This window comes from Nocardioides candidus (assembly GCF_041321175.1).
Taxonomy (GTDB): domain Bacteria; phylum Actinomycetota; class Actinomycetes; order Propionibacteriales; family Nocardioidaceae; genus Nocardioides.
This window is the reverse complement of sequence record NZ_JBGGWC010000001.1, coordinates 218638-234245: the sequence shown is the minus strand read 5'-3', so window position 1 is coordinate 234245 and position 15608 is coordinate 218638. Positions and strand designations below refer to the sequence as shown.

At 72.3% G+C, this 15608-nt stretch carries 20 protein-coding genes and 2 tRNA genes; 12 read left to right on the top strand and 10 right to left on the bottom strand.

Annotated elements, in window-relative coordinates; all coding sequences use genetic code 11:
• Nucleotides 1–44: 44 nt before the first annotated feature.
• Nucleotides 45–875, bottom strand: coding sequence for a prephenate dehydratase (locus ACAX67_RS01150; protein ID WP_370701977.1), 831 nt, complete (start codon nucleotides 873–875; stop codon nucleotides 45–47).
• 74 nt (nucleotides 876–949) lie between these two features.
• On the opposite strand from ACAX67_RS01150, the gene ACAX67_RS01145 reads away from it, so the two are divergent.
• Entirely contained in the window at nucleotides 950–1339 is a 390-nt protein-coding gene (locus ACAX67_RS01145; protein ID WP_370701976.1) for a DUF4446 family protein, read from the top strand.
• 3 nt (nucleotides 1340–1342) lie between these two features.
• On the opposite strand, the gene ACAX67_RS01140 is transcribed toward ACAX67_RS01145, so the two are convergent.
• The gene (locus ACAX67_RS01140) at nucleotides 1343–2923 is read right to left on the bottom strand and encodes a bifunctional phosphatase PAP2/diacylglycerol kinase family protein (protein ID WP_370701975.1); all 1581 of its coding nucleotides are present in this window, start codon (nucleotides 2921–2923) and stop codon (nucleotides 1343–1345) included.
• 40 nt (nucleotides 2924–2963) lie between these two features.
• Here ACAX67_RS01140 and ACAX67_RS01135 point away from each other — a divergent pair, with 40 nt between their 5' ends.
• The 4 genes from ACAX67_RS01135 to ACAX67_RS01120 are packed head-to-tail and all read left to right on the top strand — an operon-like array spanning nucleotide 2964 to nucleotide 6843.
• Nucleotides 2964–3956, top strand: a complete 993-nt coding sequence (locus tag ACAX67_RS01135) for an aldo/keto reductase (RefSeq protein WP_370701974.1) — start codon at nucleotides 2964–2966, stop codon at nucleotides 3954–3956.
• A gap of 49 nt (nucleotides 3957–4005) precedes the next feature.
• Nucleotides 4006–5286 carry a serine--tRNA ligase gene (serS, locus tag ACAX67_RS01130; protein WP_370701973.1) on the top strand — a complete coding sequence of 427 codons (1281 nt, stop codon included), beginning with the start codon at nucleotides 4006–4008 and terminating at the stop codon, nucleotides 5284–5286.
• A 4-nt stretch (nucleotides 5287–5290) separates the two neighbouring features.
• Nucleotides 5291–6124, top strand: coding sequence for an HAD family hydrolase (locus ACAX67_RS01125; RefSeq protein ID WP_370701972.1), 834 nt, complete (start codon nucleotides 5291–5293; stop codon nucleotides 6122–6124).
• Between the two features lie 26 nt (nucleotides 6125–6150).
• Nucleotides 6151–6843: a hypothetical protein gene (locus ACAX67_RS01120; RefSeq protein ID WP_370701971.1), complete on the top strand. Its 693-nt coding sequence runs from the start codon at nucleotides 6151–6153 to the stop codon at nucleotides 6841–6843.
• Nucleotides 6844–6846: 3 nt separating this feature from the next.
• Here the strand turns inward: ACAX67_RS01120 and ACAX67_RS01115 are convergent, their stop codons facing one another.
• From ACAX67_RS01115 to mobA, 4 genes are all read right to left on the bottom strand, one after another.
• Nucleotides 6847–7431: a bacterial proteasome activator family protein gene (locus ACAX67_RS01115; RefSeq protein ID WP_370701970.1), complete on the bottom strand. Its 585-nt coding sequence runs from the start codon at nucleotides 7429–7431 to the stop codon at nucleotides 6847–6849.
• 14 nt (nucleotides 7432–7445) lie between these two features.
• Complete coding sequence (locus tag ACAX67_RS01110; protein ID WP_370701969.1) at nucleotides 7446–8423, bottom strand: NAD(P)H-quinone oxidoreductase; 978 nt, start codon at nucleotides 8421–8423, stop codon at nucleotides 7446–7448.
• Between the two features lie 17 nt (nucleotides 8424–8440).
• Nucleotides 8441–8818: a DUF6457 domain-containing protein gene (locus tag ACAX67_RS01105; RefSeq protein WP_370701968.1), complete on the bottom strand. Its 378-nt coding sequence runs from the start codon at nucleotides 8816–8818 to the stop codon at nucleotides 8441–8443.
• A 72-nt stretch (nucleotides 8819–8890) separates the two neighbouring features.
• The gene (mobA, locus tag ACAX67_RS01100) at nucleotides 8891–9466 is read right to left on the bottom strand and encodes a molybdenum cofactor guanylyltransferase (RefSeq protein ID WP_370701967.1); all 576 of its coding nucleotides are present in this window, start codon (nucleotides 9464–9466) and stop codon (nucleotides 8891–8893) included.
• A 62-nt stretch (nucleotides 9467–9528) separates the two neighbouring features.
• On the opposite strand from mobA, the gene ACAX67_RS01095 reads away from it, so the two are divergent.
• Genes ACAX67_RS01095 through ACAX67_RS01085 form a run of 3 tightly spaced genes read left to right on the top strand, consistent with a single transcriptional unit; the run spans nucleotide 9529 to nucleotide 11655 of the window.
• A complete protein-coding gene (locus ACAX67_RS01095; RefSeq protein WP_370701966.1) occupies nucleotides 9529–10326 on the top strand; it encodes a carbon-nitrogen hydrolase family protein in 798 nt (265 codons plus the stop codon).
• Nucleotides 10327–10337: 11 nt separating this feature from the next.
• Nucleotides 10338–11378: a hypothetical protein gene (locus ACAX67_RS01090; RefSeq protein WP_370701965.1), complete on the top strand. Its 1041-nt coding sequence runs from the start codon at nucleotides 10338–10340 to the stop codon at nucleotides 11376–11378.
• 52 nt (nucleotides 11379–11430) lie between these two features.
• Nucleotides 11431–11655 carry a biotin/lipoyl-binding carrier protein gene (locus ACAX67_RS01085; protein WP_370701964.1) on the top strand — a complete coding sequence of 75 codons (225 nt, stop codon included), beginning with the start codon at nucleotides 11431–11433 and terminating at the stop codon, nucleotides 11653–11655.
• 7 nt (nucleotides 11656–11662) lie between these two features.
• Here the strand turns inward: ACAX67_RS01085 and ACAX67_RS01080 are convergent, their stop codons facing one another.
• Complete coding sequence (locus ACAX67_RS01080) at nucleotides 11663–12274, bottom strand: TetR/AcrR family transcriptional regulator (protein ID WP_370701963.1); 612 nt, start codon at nucleotides 12272–12274, stop codon at nucleotides 11663–11665.
• A 9-nt stretch (nucleotides 12275–12283) separates the two neighbouring features.
• On the bottom strand, nucleotides 12284–12550 hold the full coding sequence (locus ACAX67_RS01075) for a hypothetical protein (RefSeq protein WP_370701962.1): 267 nt from the start codon (nucleotides 12548–12550) through the stop codon (nucleotides 12284–12286).
• Nucleotides 12551–12629: 79 nt separating this feature from the next.
• Between ACAX67_RS01075 and ACAX67_RS01070 the strand changes: the two genes are divergently transcribed.
• Both ACAX67_RS01070 and ACAX67_RS01065 read left to right on the top strand, forming a co-directional pair.
• A complete protein-coding gene (locus tag ACAX67_RS01070) occupies nucleotides 12630–12998 on the top strand; it encodes a helix-turn-helix domain-containing protein (protein ID WP_370701961.1) in 369 nt (122 codons plus the stop codon).
• A 25-nt stretch (nucleotides 12999–13023) separates the two neighbouring features.
• A complete protein-coding gene (locus tag ACAX67_RS01065) occupies nucleotides 13024–13449 on the top strand; it encodes a hypothetical protein (protein WP_370701960.1) in 426 nt (141 codons plus the stop codon).
• Here the strand turns inward: ACAX67_RS01065 and ACAX67_RS01060 are convergent.
• Nucleotides 13420–13504: transfer RNA gene (locus ACAX67_RS01060), tRNA-Ser, on the bottom strand. The genes ACAX67_RS01065 and ACAX67_RS01060 overlap by 30 nt on opposite strands.
• 54 nt (nucleotides 13505–13558) lie before the next feature.
• Here ACAX67_RS01060 and ACAX67_RS01055 point away from each other — a divergent pair.
• Complete coding sequence (locus ACAX67_RS01055) at nucleotides 13559–14017, top strand: hypothetical protein (RefSeq protein WP_370701959.1); 459 nt, start codon at nucleotides 13559–13561, stop codon at nucleotides 14015–14017.
• Nucleotides 14018–14085: 68 nt separating this feature from the next.
• A tRNA-Ser gene (locus ACAX67_RS01050) sits at nucleotides 14086–14176 on the top strand.
• A 372-nt stretch (nucleotides 14177–14548) separates the two neighbouring features.
• On the opposite strand, the gene ACAX67_RS01045 is transcribed toward ACAX67_RS01050, so the two are convergent.
• Complete coding sequence (locus ACAX67_RS01045; protein WP_370701958.1) at nucleotides 14549–15574, bottom strand: LuxR family transcriptional regulator; 1026 nt, start codon at nucleotides 15572–15574, stop codon at nucleotides 14549–14551.
• Nucleotides 15575–15608: the final 34 nt, after the last annotated feature.

Genomic DNA, 15608 nt, shown 5'->3' with positions numbered 1-15608 from the left:
GTACGCTCCGAGCCGCCGGCGGCTCCCACCGTATGACGTCCGCGCTATCCCCGGAACGGGTCGGCGGGGTAGACGCCGAGGATCTTGATGTCGGTGGTGAAGAAGGCCAGCTCCTCCAGCGCCCGCTTGAGGCCCGGGTCGTCGGGGTGTCCGTCGACCTCGGCGAGGAACTGCGTCGCGGCGAAGTGGCCCCCGACCATGTAGCTCTCCAGCTTGGTCATGTTGATCCCGTTGGTCGCGAAGCCGCCGAGTGCCTTGTAGAGCGCGGCCGGCAGGTTGCGCACGTTGAAGACGAAGCTGGTGACGACCGGACCGTTGCCGGCCGGCGCGGCCACGAAGTCGCGGGAGAGCACCACGAAGCGGGTCGTGTTGTGGTCCTCGTCCTCCACGTCGGCGCGCAGGACCTCGAGGCCGTAGATCTCGGCCGCGAGCGGGGGAGCGATGGCCGCCTGGGTCGGATCAGCGGCCTCGGCCACCTCCCGGGCCGCCCCTGCGGTGTCGCCGGAGATCAAGGGGGTCAGACCGAGCTCGCGGATCACCCGGCGGCACTGGCCCAGCGCGTGGACGTGGCTGTGCACGGTGCGGATGGTGTCGAGCCCGGCACCCGGCACGGCCATCAGGGAGAACTCGATGCGCTGGAAGTGCTCCGCCACGATGTGGAGGTCGGACTCCGGCAGGAAGTGGTGGATGTCGGAGACCCGGCCGGCGATCGAGTTGTCGATCGGGATCATGGCGAGGTCGGCGTCGCCGCTCGTCACCGCCGCGAACGCGTCCTCGAACGACGCGCACGGCACCGACTCCCAGTCCGGGTAGTGCTGGTTGCAGACGTTGTGGGAGTTGGCGCCGGGTTCCCCCTGGTAGGCGATGCGGGGCATGTCCTCAGGGTAATGGCGCCGCCCTGCGGCCTGCCGCCGCATTCTCACCGGCGGGACGACCTACCTTTGCCAAGGTGCCCACCCTGCTCGCGGCCCTCGCCCTCGTCGTCGCCGCTGCCGCCCTCCTCCTCGCGTTGCTGACCTGGCTGAGGATCAGGCCGACGGCCGATGCCGACCTGCCGGTCGACGTACTCGGGCTGCGCAAGGAGGTCGCCGCCCTCCGCAAGGAGGCGGCCGGGGCGCTGCGGCACCTCGCGGTGGTGCGCTACGACGCCTTCGAGGAGATGGGCGGCCGGCTGTCGTGGTCGCTCGCCCTCCTGGACGACGACGGCAACGGGGTCGTGCTGACCTCGATCCGCGGCCGCAACGAGGCACGCACCTACACCAAGAGCGTCACCGCGTGGCGCAGCGACCAGGACCTCTCGCCCGAGGAGACCGAGGCGATCAGCCACGCCCGGCCGTAGCTCCTAGCGCGGCACGCGGACCAGCAGGCGGCCGTGGATGCACTCCATGTGCAGCTCCTGGCCCATGCCGATGGAGTCGCCGTCGAGCTGGCGCGGCACCTCCTGCGACGCGCGTACGACGACCGAGCGGCCCTTGAAGCGGGCCACGGACTCCCCGGCGCGCTCCTCGCGGCGGCTGAGGACCCGGACGACGAGCGGGATCCAGCTGAGGAACCGCCGCGGGTAGAGCAGCACCACGTCGAGCTGCCCGTCGTCGATCGCGGCGTCGGGGATGAGGTTCATGCCGCCCTGCAGGCTGCCGACGTTGCCGACCACACAGGTGCGGGCGCGGTGCTTGGTGAACTCCCCGGCGTCGATCGAGACCTCGAGGCGCATCGTCGGGAACATCAGCGCCTTGAGCGCCGACAGGACGTAGGCCAGCCAGCCGACCTTCTTCTTGATGTCCTCGTTGACGCCCTCCATGATCGCGGCGTCGAAGCCCATGCCGGCCATGACCATGAAGTGGGTGTCGTCGCCCACGCCGTCGCCGGTGACGCGGACCATGTCGATGGCGCGGTCCTGGCCGTTGAGGGCGACGTCGACGGCCGCGCGGAGGAAGAGCGGGATGTCGAGGTTGCGGGCCAGCAGGTTCCCGGTGCCCGCGGGGATGATGCCGACCGGGATGCCCGTCCCGGCGAGCTCGGCGCAGACCTCGCGCACGGTGCCGTCGCCGCCGCAGACGACGACCAGGTCGGCGCCGTCGACGGAGGCCTGCTCGGCCTGGCCGGTGCCGGAGTCGTCAGCCGTCGTGAAGTACCACCGCGGCTCCTTCCACCCCGACTCCGACGCCATCTGGTGGACGATCGCCTGGAACTGCGCGACGTCCTCGACCTTGATCGGGTTGAGCACGACGGCGAGGTCGTTGGAGGAGGGCAGCGCCTGCGGGAGCGGCAGCGCGTTGAGGGCGTGGCTGCGCGGCAGCGGGTTGTAGAGCGTCACGCCGAGCAGCACCAGGCCGGCGCTCATCAGCACACCGCCCGTCACGTCGGACCAGTAGTGGCGGCCCAGGAGCACCCGGTCGAGGCACACGACCACGACCACGACCACGAGACCGACGCCGATCAGGCGGCGGATGTTGGAGCGGCGCACCAGCATCACGGCCAGCACCAGGCACAGACCGGCCAGCGCGGTGATGTAGGTCGCGTGGCCGGACGGGAAGGAGCCGTTGTCCAGCGACCACCGCCGCTCCTGCCAGAGCGGCCGGTGCCGTCCGAAGGCCGCCTTGGTCAGGTAGGTGGCGAGGAGGGTCGCCGCCATCACCGCGAGCACGAGCACGGCCGCCCGCCGGTGCCCCTTGGCGTACATCGCGATCGTCAGCACCGCCGTCCAGACCAGCGTGGCGATGGTGTCGAACGCGATCTCGATCCCGCGCAGCACGTCGACCAGGCCGCCGTGGTCGTCCGCCCACCGGTGCAGCGACCGGCCGGTGTCGTCGACGTCCTTGATCCACGCCCAGTCGGCCTGGACCCCGGCCGCGAGCACGCCGAACACGACGAGGCAGGCGACCGCGAAGATCAGGGGAGTCTGACGAGGGCGGTCCAGCACGCGGGTGAGGCTACTTCCTCCGACCGTTAACGTCGTAGCCGTGACCACCGATCCGCACCCGCCCCTGCGCCGCCTCGGCCGCTCCGGCCTGGCCGTCTCCGCCGTCGGCCTGGGCTGCAACAACCTCGGCCGGCCCGGCGCGGCGACGGAGTCGCAGGAGGGCTCCGACCGCGTGGTCGGCGCGGCGATCGACGCCGGGATCACCCTCTTCGACGTCGCCGACACCTACGGCTCCCGGCCCGGTCTGGCCGAGGAGCGGCTGGGCGCCGCGCTCGGGGCACGGCGGGACGAGGTCGTGGTCGCCACGAAGTTCGGCATGGACGCAGGCGGTGCCAACGGGCCGGACTTCGGCGCCCGCGGCGGCCGGCGCTACATCGTCGCCTCGGTCGAGGCCTCGTTGCGGCGGCTGGGCACCGACCGGATCGACCTCTACCAGTTCCACACCCCCGACGCCGCCACCCCGATCGAGGAGACGCTGCGGGCCCTCGACGACCTGGTCCGCTCCGGCAAGGTCCGCTACGTCGGCCACTCCAACCGGGCCGGGTGGCGGATCGCCGAGGCCGAGCTCGTCGCCCGGGAGCTCGGCGCCGAGCGGTTCGTCAGCAGCCAGAGCCAGTACAACCTCATCGACCGTCGAGCCGAGCTCGAGGTCGTGCCCGCGTGCCGCGCCTACGGCATCGGACTGCTGCCGTACTTCCCGCTCGCCAACGGCCTCCTGACCGGCAAGTACGCCGGCGGCACCGCCCCGGCGGGCAGCCGGCTCACCCGCAGTCGCCAGCACCTGCTCGAGGTGGCCGCGTCGCCCCAGCTGAAGCGCTACGCGGAGTTCGCGGCGGCCCGTGGGGTCAGCGAGGTCACCGTCGCGATCGGCTGGTTGCTCGCCCAGGAACCGGTCAGCAGCGTCATCGCCGGCGCGACCAGCCCGGAGCAGGTGCGGGCCAACGCCGCCACCGCGGCCTGGGTGCCGGGCGCGGAGGACCTGGCCGAGCTCGACGAGATCTTCCCGACCCCCGAGCCGATCGCGGCCTTCTGAGCTCCTTTCAGTTGGGTGCGCGCTGCACCCGCCCGATAGATTCGCGGGCATGATCGACCCGCGCACCCTCCGCGACGAGCCCGACCGCGTCCGCGCCGCCCAGGCGAAGCGCGGGCTGTCCGACGACGTGGTCGACCGGGGGCTGGCCGCCGACGCCGCGCGACGCGCTGCGATCGCGGACTTCGAGGCGAAGCGGGCCGAGCAGAAGTCGCTCGGTGCGCTCATCCCGAAGGCCTCTCCGGAGGAGAGGCAGGACCTGCTCGCGCGCACCAAGTCGCTCGCCGTCGAGGTGAAGGCCGCCGAGGCCGCGCGCGCGGCCGCCGAGGAGGAGTGGACCGAGACCCTCAAGGCGATCCCCAACCTGGCCGCCGACGAGGCGCCGGCCGGCGGTGAGGACGACTTCGTCGTCCTCGAGCACGTCGGCACGCCGCGCGACTTCGCGGCGGAGGGCTTCGAGCCGCGCGACCACGTCGAGCTCGGCCAGCTGCTCGGTGCGATCGACCTCGACCGCGGCGCCAAGGTGAGCGGCAGCCGCTTCTACTTCCTGACCGGCATCGGCGCGCAGCTCGAGCTCGCGCTGGTCAACATGGCGATGGACCAGGCCCGGGCGGCCGGCTTCACCCAGGTGATCGCGCCGTCGCTGGTGCGGCCGAGGGCGATGGAGGGCACCGGCTTCCTCGGGCAGGCCGCGGACGACGTCTACCGGATCGAGGGCGAGGACCTCTACCTGGTCGGCACCTCGGAGGTGCCGATGGCGGCCTACCACTCCGACGAGATCCTCGACGAGGGTGCGCTGCCGCTCCGCTACGCCGCCTTCAGCCCGTGCTTCCGCAAGGAGGCCGGTTCGCACGGCAAGGACACCAAGGGCATCATCCGCGTGCACTGGTTCGACAAGGTGGAGATGTTCGTCTACACCACGATCGAGGAGGCCCCCGCGGAGCACGAGCGGCTGCTCGCCTGGGAGCGGGAGTTCCTCGACAAGCTCGAGCTCGCCTACCGGGTCATCGACGTTGCCGCGGGTGACCTGGGGCTCTCGGCGATCCGGAAGTTCGACTGCGAGGCGTGGATCCCGACCCAGGGCAAGTACCGCGAGCTCACCTCGACCTCCAACTGCACCGAGTTCCAGGCGCGCCGCCTCGACATCCGCAGCCGCGCCGACGGGCCGGACAGCCGGGTCCGCCCGGTGGCGACGCTCAACGGCACCCTCACCGCGATCACGCGGGCGATCGTGGCGATCCTCGAGACCCATCAGCAGGCCGACGGTTCGGTACGGGTGCCACAGGCGCTCCAGCCCTACCTCGGCGGCCTCGAGCTGATCAAGCCGGTCTGATCCGATGCCGGGGTGGCAGCCGAGGCTGGTCGGGCTCGACATCGACGGCACCCTGCTGAAGTGGGTCGTCGGCGGTCGGGGCACCACGCACGAGGAGGTGCCCGCGCGCGTGCGCGACAGCGTGCAGCGTGCCCTCGCGGCGGGGGCGCACGTCGTGCTGGCCTCCGGCAGGGCGCCGCACAGCATGACGGTGATCGCCGACCAGCTCGGGCTCCGTGACCCGGTCGACGCCGACGGTCGCCTGTGGATCGTCGCCTCCAACGGCTCGGTCATCGTGCGCCACCCGCCGACGGAGATCGTGCACGAGGTGACCTTCGACGCCGCGCCGGCCGTGCACGCCGTACTCCAACGTCATCCGGACGCCCTGGTCGCCATCGAGGAGCGCGGCGTCGGCTACCGGGTGTCCGCCCCGTTCCCGGACGGGGAGCTCGGCGGCGAGCTGATCGTGACGCGGCTGGACGACCTGGTGTCCGCGCCGGTCAGTCGCGTCATCATCCGCGACCCCCAGGCCACCGCGGAGGACTTCGTCGCGATGGCCGCCGACCTCGGGCTGCAGGGCACCGACTACGTCGTCGGGTGGACCGCCTGGCTGGACCTGGCGCCGGTGGGGGTGTCGAAGGCCTCCGGCCTGGAGTACGTCGCCGAGCGGCTCGGGATCGACGCCGCGGACGTGCTCGCGATCGGTGACGGCCGCAACGACATCGAGATGCTGACCTGGGCCGGCCGCGGCGTCGCGATGGGCCAGTCGGTCCCGGAGGTGCAGGACGCCGCGGACGCGGTCACCGGCACGGTGGACGACGACGGGGCCGCCGACGAGCTGGACCGCTGGTTCGGATGAGCGCGACGACGCCCTACCCTGGACGGATGATCGCGGCGACCCGGACGACCCTGGCCCTGCTGCTCGCGGTCCTCGCCTCCTCGGTCCTGCCGGGCCTCCAGGCCTCTGCCGGCGCGATCGCGTCGGGCAACCGCGCGGCCGTGTGCGAGCCGCTCGACCTCGCCAGCACGACGGCGGTCCGGGCCAAGGCCGACGACGCCACCGACGTGTTCGCGGGCAAGGTGCGCTCCGCCAAGGCGCTCCAGTCCGTCGACGGCGGCACCGGGCGGGCGGGCCGGGAGGACAAGCCCCGCAAGCCGAGCGACTGGACGCACACCGTGCAGGTGACCGCGACCTTCCGCACCGACCTGCGTCCCGGCGACCGCGTGCAGGTCACCACGACGCCGACGGCCGAGGGCGGGCTCGCCAAGCTCGTGATCGGGCGCACCTACCTCTTCTTCGTGACGACCGAGCAGGGCATGGACCACTTCGCGACCCCCGCGTGCTCCGGCACCCAGCTGCTGCGGGGCGGGCTCAGTGCTCAGCAGCAGAGCGCGCTCAAGGCCGCGCTGGCGAGCGAGCCTGTCGCCGAGACGCCCGAGGTCGACCTGTCGGCCCCGTCCGACGGCACCCGTGTGGTCCCCGACCTGGGCCGGCTGGCCGCGCCCGGCGCTGCGGTCGCGCTCGTCGGCGTGCTGGGCCTGCTCCTGCTCTCGCGGGTCGGCAAGCGGCGCGCGTAGCGCTCAGAGATACATCCCGCCGCCGCTGCGGCTCTCCTCGCCCGCGCCGGCCTGCTCGGGCGGCATGCCCGGTGCCGCACCCGGCTGCACCCCCGGGGGCAGCGCCTTCCGGATCTGCTCGAACTGGGCACGCGCTGCCATCTGCTGGGCGTAGATCGCCGTCTGGATGCCGTGGAAGAGACCTTCGAGCCACCCCACCAGCTGGGCCTGGGCGATGCGGAGCTCGGCGTCCGAGGGCGTCGCGTCGTCGGTGAACGGGAGCGAGAGCCGGTCGAGCTCCTCGACCAGCTCCGGAGCCAGCCCGGCCTCCAGCTCCTTGATGGAGGCCTGGTGGACGTCGCGGAGACGCTGCCGGCTCGCGTCGTCGAGCGGCGCGGCCTTCACCTCCTCGAGCAGCTGGCGGATCATGCTGCCGATCCGCATCACCTTCGCGGGCTGCTCGACCAGGTCGGTCAGGGCGCGCTCGCCCTCCTCGCCGCCGTCGTCCGCCTCACCGGCCGCGGCGCTCGCCGGCATCGAGGCGACCGGCTGGCCGTCGGGGCCGATGACGACGATCTGCTGCTCGGGGGCGTCGGGTGACTCGCTCATGGCCCCCACCTTAATCAAGGGGTCAGCAGCACCTTGCCGCTGTGGCTGCTCGCCTCCACGATGCGGTGCGCCTCGGCGACCTCGGCGAGCGGCAGCACCGTGTGCACGATGGGCCGGACCTCGCCGCCGGCGACGAGCGGCCACACGTGCTCGACGACCGACGCGCAGATCGCGGACTTGCCGTCGACCGGTCGCGAGCGGAGGGCGGTCGCGATGACGGCGCCGCGCTTGCCGAGCAGCGCGCTGATGTCGAGCTCGGCCTTCACCCCGCCCTGCATCCCGATGATGACCAGCCGGCCCTCGTCGGCGAGCACGTCGACGTTGCGCTGGAGGTACTGGGCACCCATGTTGTCGAGGACCACGTCGGCGCCGCGGCCGTCGGTGTGCGAGCGCACCACCTCGACGAAGTCCTCGTCGTGGTAGTTGATCGCGACCTCGGCGCCGAGCGAGCGGCACAGCTCGAGCTTCTCCTCGCTGCCGGCCGTCGCGAAGACGCGCGCGCCGGCGGCCGCGGCCAGCTGGATCGCGAAGGTGCCGATGCCGCCACCGCCGCCGTGGACGAGGAAGACCTCGTCCTGCTGCAACCGGGCGACCATGAACACGTTGGACCACACGGTGCAGGCGACCTCGGGGAGCGCGGCCGCGGTCACCAGGTCGACGCCCTCCGGCAGCGGCATCACCTGACCGGCAGGTACGGCGACCTTGCTGGCGTAGCCGCCGCCCGCGAGCAGGGCGCACACCTGCGCGCCCACCTCCCAGCCGGTCACGCCGTCGCCGACGGCGGTGATCGTGCCGCTGCACTCCAGCCCGATGATGTCCGAGGCACCCGGCGGGGGCGGGTAGAAGCCCCTCCGCTGCAGCAGGTCCGCCCTGTTGATCGCCGTCGCGGCGACGTCGATGACCACCTCGCCGCTGCCGGGCTCCGGGTCGGGAAGCTCGCTGAGGGTCAGTACCTCGGGACCGCCGGGCTCGGTCGTCGTCACGGCACGCATGTGCCCATCCTGCCCGGTCAGACCAGGAGGTCCTGCTCCTGCTCCTCCTCCTCGTCGACGTCGTCGTCGTCCTCGTCGATCTCGTCGAGGTGGCTGAGGTCGTCGTCGACCTCGCGGTCCGCCTCGCTGTCCTCCTCGGTCTCGTCCGCCGCGCCGGCGGGCCGGTCCCAGGCCTCGGCGAGCGCCTGCACCTTCGCCGCCATCCGCTCGACGGCGTCGGGGCCCGCGTCGCGGGCACCGGCCGCGACGCCGAGCAGGAAGGCCGTCACCGGTCCCGCGGTCGGGTGCACGTTGTCGTGCGCCACCTCGGCGAGGTCTCCCAGCAGGGCCTCGTCGGCCTCGCTCTCGACGTCGAGGAGGTCGCAGAGCTCATCGATCCAGTCGTGGAGGTTCACTCCTCAAGAGTGAACTTCGGCGCGGGCCCCTGACAAGACCCGATTTGCCGATCAGCCTGCGGCCGGCGTGTCTCAGTCGTCGGCCAGGTCGCGCAGGTCGGTCCACGTGTCGACGTCGCGGTGCTCCCGGGCGTGCGCCGGCACGACGACCACGTCGAGCTGGTCCAGCATCGGCCACAGCGCGTGGCCGTGCTGGGCCTCGTGGTCGGGACGGACCCGGTCGAGCGCCGCGGACGCGACGACGAAGGCCAGCTGTCGCCGGCCGTCGGGATCGGCGAGCACGGCACCGTCGTGGTCGACAGCGGCGTCCTGCAGCCGTCGCAGCGTCGCCGCGGTCAGGAACGGCATGTCGACCGCGAGCACCGCGAGCGTGGGGAAGGAGCGCAGGAGCGCGTCACGGCCCGTCAGCAAACCGGCGACGGGGCCGCCGTACTGGGGGTCCTCGACGACGAACGTCACCGGCCGCTCGGTCGGCACGCTGTGCCCGACCACGACGACCTCACTCGCGTCGATGACGGCGTCGAGCGCGTGCTCGAGCAGGGTGCGCCCGTGCACCTCGATGGACGCCTTGTCGGCGCCGCCGAGGCGGGTCGCCTGGCCGCCGGCCAGGATGATGGCGGCGAAGCTGGTGAGGCCGGGCTCGATCACCCGAGGAGTCTCGCAAACGACGGCGTACGGCGGCACGGGGGCCGGTCGGGGACACTGGTGGGGTGAGCCACGCCGATGAGCCCAGCGACAGCCTGCGCCTGGCGCTGGTGCAGGCCGCGTCCGGCCTCGACCCCGCGGCCAACAGGTCCGCTCTCGACCGGCTCGCGCCGGAGGGTCAGGACCTGGTCGTCTTCCCCGAGGCGTTCGCCCGCGACTTCGGCGAGGTGGGCTCCGACGTCAGCGACGATGCCGAGGACCTCGGCGGGCCGTTCGCCACGGAGGTGGCGCGGGTCGCCGCCGCCCGCGGAGGCGCCGTCGTCGCCGGCATGTTCGAGCGCAGCGACGACCCGGCGCGTCCCTACAACACCCTCGTGATGAGGGGCAGCGCCGAGGCCTCGTACCGCAAGGTCCACCTCTACGACTCCTTCGGCCACCGCGAGTCCGACCGCCTCACGGCCGGTCCGGTGGCGCCGACGGTGGTCGACGTCGCCGGCTGGCGGGTCGGTCTGATGACCTGCTACGACCTCCGCTTCCCCGAGCTCACCCGGCGGCTCGTCGACGAGGGCGCCGAGCTCGTGGTGGTGCCGGCGGCCTGGGTGGCCGGCCCCCGCAAGGTGCACCACTGGCGCACACTGGTCACCGCCCGCGCCATCGAGAACACGGTGTACGTCGCCGCGGTCGGCCAGCCCGCTCCCCGCTACACGGGCCACTCGATGGTCGTGGACCCGCTCGGCGACGTCGTCGCCGAGGCCGACGCCGGCGATGCGGCGGAGCCCGTCGTGGTGACGGCCGAGATCGATCGTGCCGTGCTCGACGCCGCGCGTCGTACCAACCCGTCGCTGGCCAACCGCCGCTTGTAGGGTTGCCGGTCGTGTCCCGTCACGCCACCCGCGTCGCCGCTCGGCCCGCTCTGGGCGGGGTGCAGCGACGCGTCTCCGGCATCGCGACGTCGCGGTTGCCGCTGGTCGTGTGGGCGGTCCTCGTGCTCGCCAGCACGGCCGCGTTGGTCTGCGCGATGGTGCCGGTGGGTCCGGACTGGTTCGGCGCGACCGGGTCTGTCGCGATCGCGGCGTCCTACTCCTGGGCACTGGCGGCGCGCACGGGCGGGCGGCCGGTGATCTTCGGGATGCTCGCGCTGGCGATCGGCCTGCTCGCCACCTGGGTCGACCAGGACGTCGTCTCCACCGGCGCCGCGGTCCTCACCACGGTCGTGGCAGCCGTCCTCGGGGTGATGGCGACCGTGCCTGCCCAGACCTTCCCCGCGGCCGTGCGGGAGTGCCTCGTCGGCATGGTGCTGGCCGGCGTCGGCGCGATGGCCGCCGTCGGGTTCGAGCCGGCGATCGACGTGACCCGGTTCGAGTACCTCGGCCTCGGTCTCGCGCTCGTCGGCGCTGTGGTCCTCGTCTTCCGGCTCGGTGCGGGCCTGCACGGCCTCGGTCGCCGCGGCGTCATCGTGGTCGCGGTCGGGGCGGCCCTGCTCCTCGCGACGCTGCTCTATGCCGAGCTGCTCCGCCGCTACGGCTCGACCGGTCTCGTCGACTGGCTGCTGGAGCGCGTCGACTGGAGCCGGGAGCACCTCGGCGCCTTCCCCCGCCCGATCGTCGCGGTGCTCGGCGTGCCGGCGCTGGCCTACGGGTCGCACATGCGGGCCCGGCGCCGGCAGGGCTGGTGGGTCTGCGCGTTCGGGGTCGCCGCGACCTCGCCCGTCGCGACCTCGCTGGGCAACCCCGCGGTGGACCTCGGCGAGGTCGTGCTCTCGGCGGTCTACGGGCTCGTGGTCGGGCTGGTGCTCGCGTTCGTGGTGATCCGCCTCGACCTCGCGATGACCGGCAACGCAGGACGACGACGTCGTACGGCGGAGCAGGCTGCCGCCGTACGACCGGAGCCGCGGCGCACCTCCGCGCTGCTGTGACGCCCGTGAGCCGATGGCGCGGTACCGACGGGTAACCCGTAGCGTCACCGTCATGCGCAGTCAGGCGTCGGAGATCAGAGCCGAGATGGTCGCGAACGTGCTGCAGGTCGAGGTGTCCGTGGGGGACACCGTCGCCGCGGGCGAGACCGTGCTGCTGCTGGAGTCGATGAAGATGGAGATCCCGGTGATCGCCGAGGTCGGTGGCGTCGTGCGGGAGATCAAGGTCTCGACCGGCGACGTGGTGCAGGAGGGCGACCTCCTGGTCGAGCTGGGCTGACTCCCGGCTAGCGGGGGCGTCCGCGCAGCAGCACGGCGCGCGCGTGCGGCCAGACGTCGCTGTCGGCCGGGTCGGCAACGGCGGCGACGCCGACGAGGCCGCGCATCGTCGCGACCGAGGCACGCACCCAGAGGGCGAGCTCGGGGTGGTCGGCGAGCTCGGGCACCAGCGCCCGCGCCGCGTCGATCGCCGCCGTCTCGGCAGCCACGTGCAGCCCTGCGATCCCCGCGGCCGTCTCCGGGTCGGTGCGGGCGACGGTGAGCAGCTCTTGGATCGCCAGGTTGACCGGGAGGCAGTGGATGTCCCAGAGGCGGTCGAGGAGGAACTCCAGGCGCTCGGACTGGGTCGTGGGCACGTCCCAGGTCGCGGCGATGGTCGCCTGCTCCTCGAGGATCGCGCCGAGGGCGGCCTCGACGAGCGCGCGCTTCGTGGGGAAGTAGTGCTGCTGCGCCCCCTGGCTCACGCCCGCGCGCTGGGCCACCGACCGGGTCGTCGTGCCGCTCCAGCCGTCCTCCACCAGGCTCTCGATCGTCGCGGCGATCAGCTGGGCCTGCGTGGACTGCCGGCGCTCGGCCTGGCTACGGCGGGTCCGTGGGGGATCGGCGGAGGCGCTGCTCACGCCCCGACCCTAGTCGCGCTCCTCCTCGACCTGTGCCGCCTCCATCGCCGAGGTGAGGAGGGCGGCCGCCGGCACGTCGAGCGCGATCGCGACGCGGACCAGCTCGGAGACGGTCATGTCGCCCTTGCCGCGCAACCTGTTGTGCAGCGTCGTCCTCGGCATGGCGGCGGCCTTCGCCACCTCCGAGACGGTCACGCCCTGGCGGGCGATCTCCGCGTTGACCGCGCCGACTGCAGCCTGGTGGACGCGCTCTCCGCGCTGTTCAAGGTAGGACACAGGACGCGACACTAGTTCGGTATAAGACAAAATGCAAGACCGGCTGGCCGATCTGTTCAAATTGGAATAGGATGCGCCCGTGGGACAGAGAGAACAGGCCTCAGATCCGATCAATGTCGAAGCCACCAAGATGGTCCGTCGAGCGTTCCTCGACTCGGGCCTGACCCAGGAGAAGCTGTCGCAGGCGTCCGGCATCCCCCGGAGCACCCTCGCGAACATCCTGTCGCCCTACGCCGAGCCACGACTGGTGCACGTCAGTCAGCTGGTGCGGATCGCGATCGCGCTCGACCTCGACGCGCGCGACTGGGCGGGCGACCTGCAGGCGTTCGAGCGCAAGCGCAAGGTCGGTGACCTCGAGGACCGCCGGGCCCGCAAGAAGGCGACCCCCATGGTCCAGAAGCGCGCCGCGCGCGGTCGGTCCGGGAAGTCATCGGCCAAGGAGAAGTGACGGGCGTCGCGCCTACCGTGCGGGCGTGATCAATCCCTGGCACCGCCTGCGCGCTCTCGGTGACTGGACCCTGCGCTGGCACGACCCGGAGGACGACCCCGACCGCGGCTTCACCCTCTTCGACGAGAAGGTGATCAGCCTGCGCAGCGACCTCACCTTCGAGGAGCGCCGCTGCACCGTCCTGCACGAGTGCCTCCATGCGGAGCGCGGTCCGACGTTGGTCGGCGTGCTGGCGGCGCGCGAGGAGCTCCGCGTACGACGCGAGACCGCCCGCCTCCTGCTGCCCTCCATCGCGCGGGTGGCCGAGGTGCTCACCTGGGCCAGCTCGGTCGAGGAGGCCGCCGCCGAGCTGGCCGTCGATCCCGACGTCCTCTGCGACCGGCTCGCCTGCCTCGACGAGGACGAAGCCGGCCGCCTGCAGCAGAGGGGGCGGGATTCGAACCCGCGGTAGGTCTCCCTACGACCGCTTTCAAGGCGGTTCCGATCGGCCACTCCGGCACCCCTCCTCGGCAGACCCCACCGAGGGCCGGGTCTCCGGAGGCCGAGTCTAGAGTTCGCGTGTGAGCAGCACCGAACCGTCCACTCCCGTCGACTACCGGATGGCTCCTCTGGTCGTGGCCCGGTTCGTCGGCGCCTACCTCATCCTCTTCGCGGTGGTCATCCTCGTCAGCACCGTCGGTGTCGCGGCCGCGGGCCTGGGGCCCGACCTGCTCGTCGTGCTCCTCGCCGCCGGCCTCCTGGGGCTCGTCGTCCTCGCGTGGTGGCTGCGCACCCGGGTCAGCGTGGTGCGGCTGACCGCCCAGGGCTACCGCGTCCGACTGGTGCGCGGCGCGGGGGTCGGTGAGGCGCGGTGGAGCGAGGTCGAGGACGCCGTGGCCACCCAGCCGCAGGACGTGCCCTGCGTCGTCCTCCGCCTGAAGGACGGCCGGTCCACGACGATCCCGGTCGAGATCCTGGCCGGCGACAAGGACGATTTCGCGCGCGACGTACGCGCCCACCTCGAGCGCTCGGCGCGCTGACGGGCCGATTCGGTGGCGCCGGTCGGCGCCTTGTAGCCTGTCCCTGCCGACCGGCCACCGGTCGGTGGGGAGGCGTCGCCTAGTCCGGTCTATGGCGCCCGCCTGCTAAGCGGGTTTGGGGCTACAACCCCATCGAGGGTTCAAATCCCTCCGCCTCCGCGTCGACCCCCGGCGAGCACCTCGCCGGGGGTCCTTGCATTTCGCGGGCGATCGTCCGGGCGATCGGCGTACGGGAAAGAAAATTTCCTTGGCGTTGCGCGTTGAGGGGTCGGGATGTTTGGCTAGGCAGCACACGACTCGTTGTCGTATGGGGGCTCGTGCGACCCCGACACCCAATCGGAGGCGGAGTGATGAGGGAGTTCGGACGAAGGGCGGCGCTGCTGTTCGCGGCGACGGTGGCGACAGTGGGGCTCACTGCGGTCACCGCACCGTCGGCGCACGCCGGTGCTGACACCGGCTGGGGCTGCGGGGGCGCTTGCCGCGTCGCGCCGCACCACCACGCACCACGCTGACCCACAGACCTGGCGGTCGCTACTTCCCGGCTGGCGGACCAGCCGGGTCGTCGGCTGTCTCGTTGCCGGAGATCCCGGCGTTGCCCATCATGTAGCCCAGCTGGAACCGGGTGTCCGCGTCGTACTCCGCCTTCAGGTCGGCGACGTATCCCGCGTAGGTCCGCGGGCTCACCCCGAGCCGCTTCGCACTCACCGCATCAGCATGCCCGGCGATCAGCATCCGGATCGTCATCGACCGCTGCTCGACGGCGATCTCCTTGACGGCTGTCTCCTCCGCGACCGCGAAGGGCCGCGCCCGTGCCCACGCCCGCTCGAAGACGTCGATCAGGTAGGCGACGACGGCGGGCTCGCGCACGACGACCGCGGTGGCCAGCGTGTCGGCTGCCGGGATCACGGCCACGCGGCGGTCCACCACGATCATCCGGTTGAAGAACTCGTCGAGCGTGCGCACCTCCGCGCCACGAGCGGTCACGGCGGCGACGTACTTCTGGGTGATCGCGCTGCGACGCGCGCTGTGCTGGTAGAGCGTGCGCATCGAGATCCCGCGGTCGAGTGCCTCGGTGTCGCGCAGGGCCGCCGTCGCGATCGACTGCGCGTCGCGTCCGGTCTGCGGCTGCGCAGTGAGCAGCTCCTCCTCGGCATCGCCGACGAGCGCGGTCAGGTAGGGGTTGATCGCCTCGTTGTGGAGGTAGGTGAACGGGCCCGAGCTCTGCGCGACCGGGGACCGTCGCCACGTGTGGCTCAGCGACTGGAACGCCTTGGCCCACCGGGCGGACTCGTCCAGCAGGCGCGCGCCCTCGGTGCTCAGCGGCGTCACCACCCGCGACTGCACGGTGGCGGGCTCGAGCGGACGCCACTGGTTGGCGCGCTGGTCGAGCTGGACCAGGTTGAGCTCGTTCAGCAGCTCCAGCGCGGCCTTGGTGTCGGTGCCGTCCTCGAGGCGCGCGTCGTCCGGGGCGAGACCCCCCTCCTGGACCAGCGTTTCGTAGAGGTCGAGTGCTGCCCGTTCGAACAGCTCGCGATCCTCCGGTTCGTACCCGGACACCACGGCATCATGGTCGCACAACGGGGCGATTCGG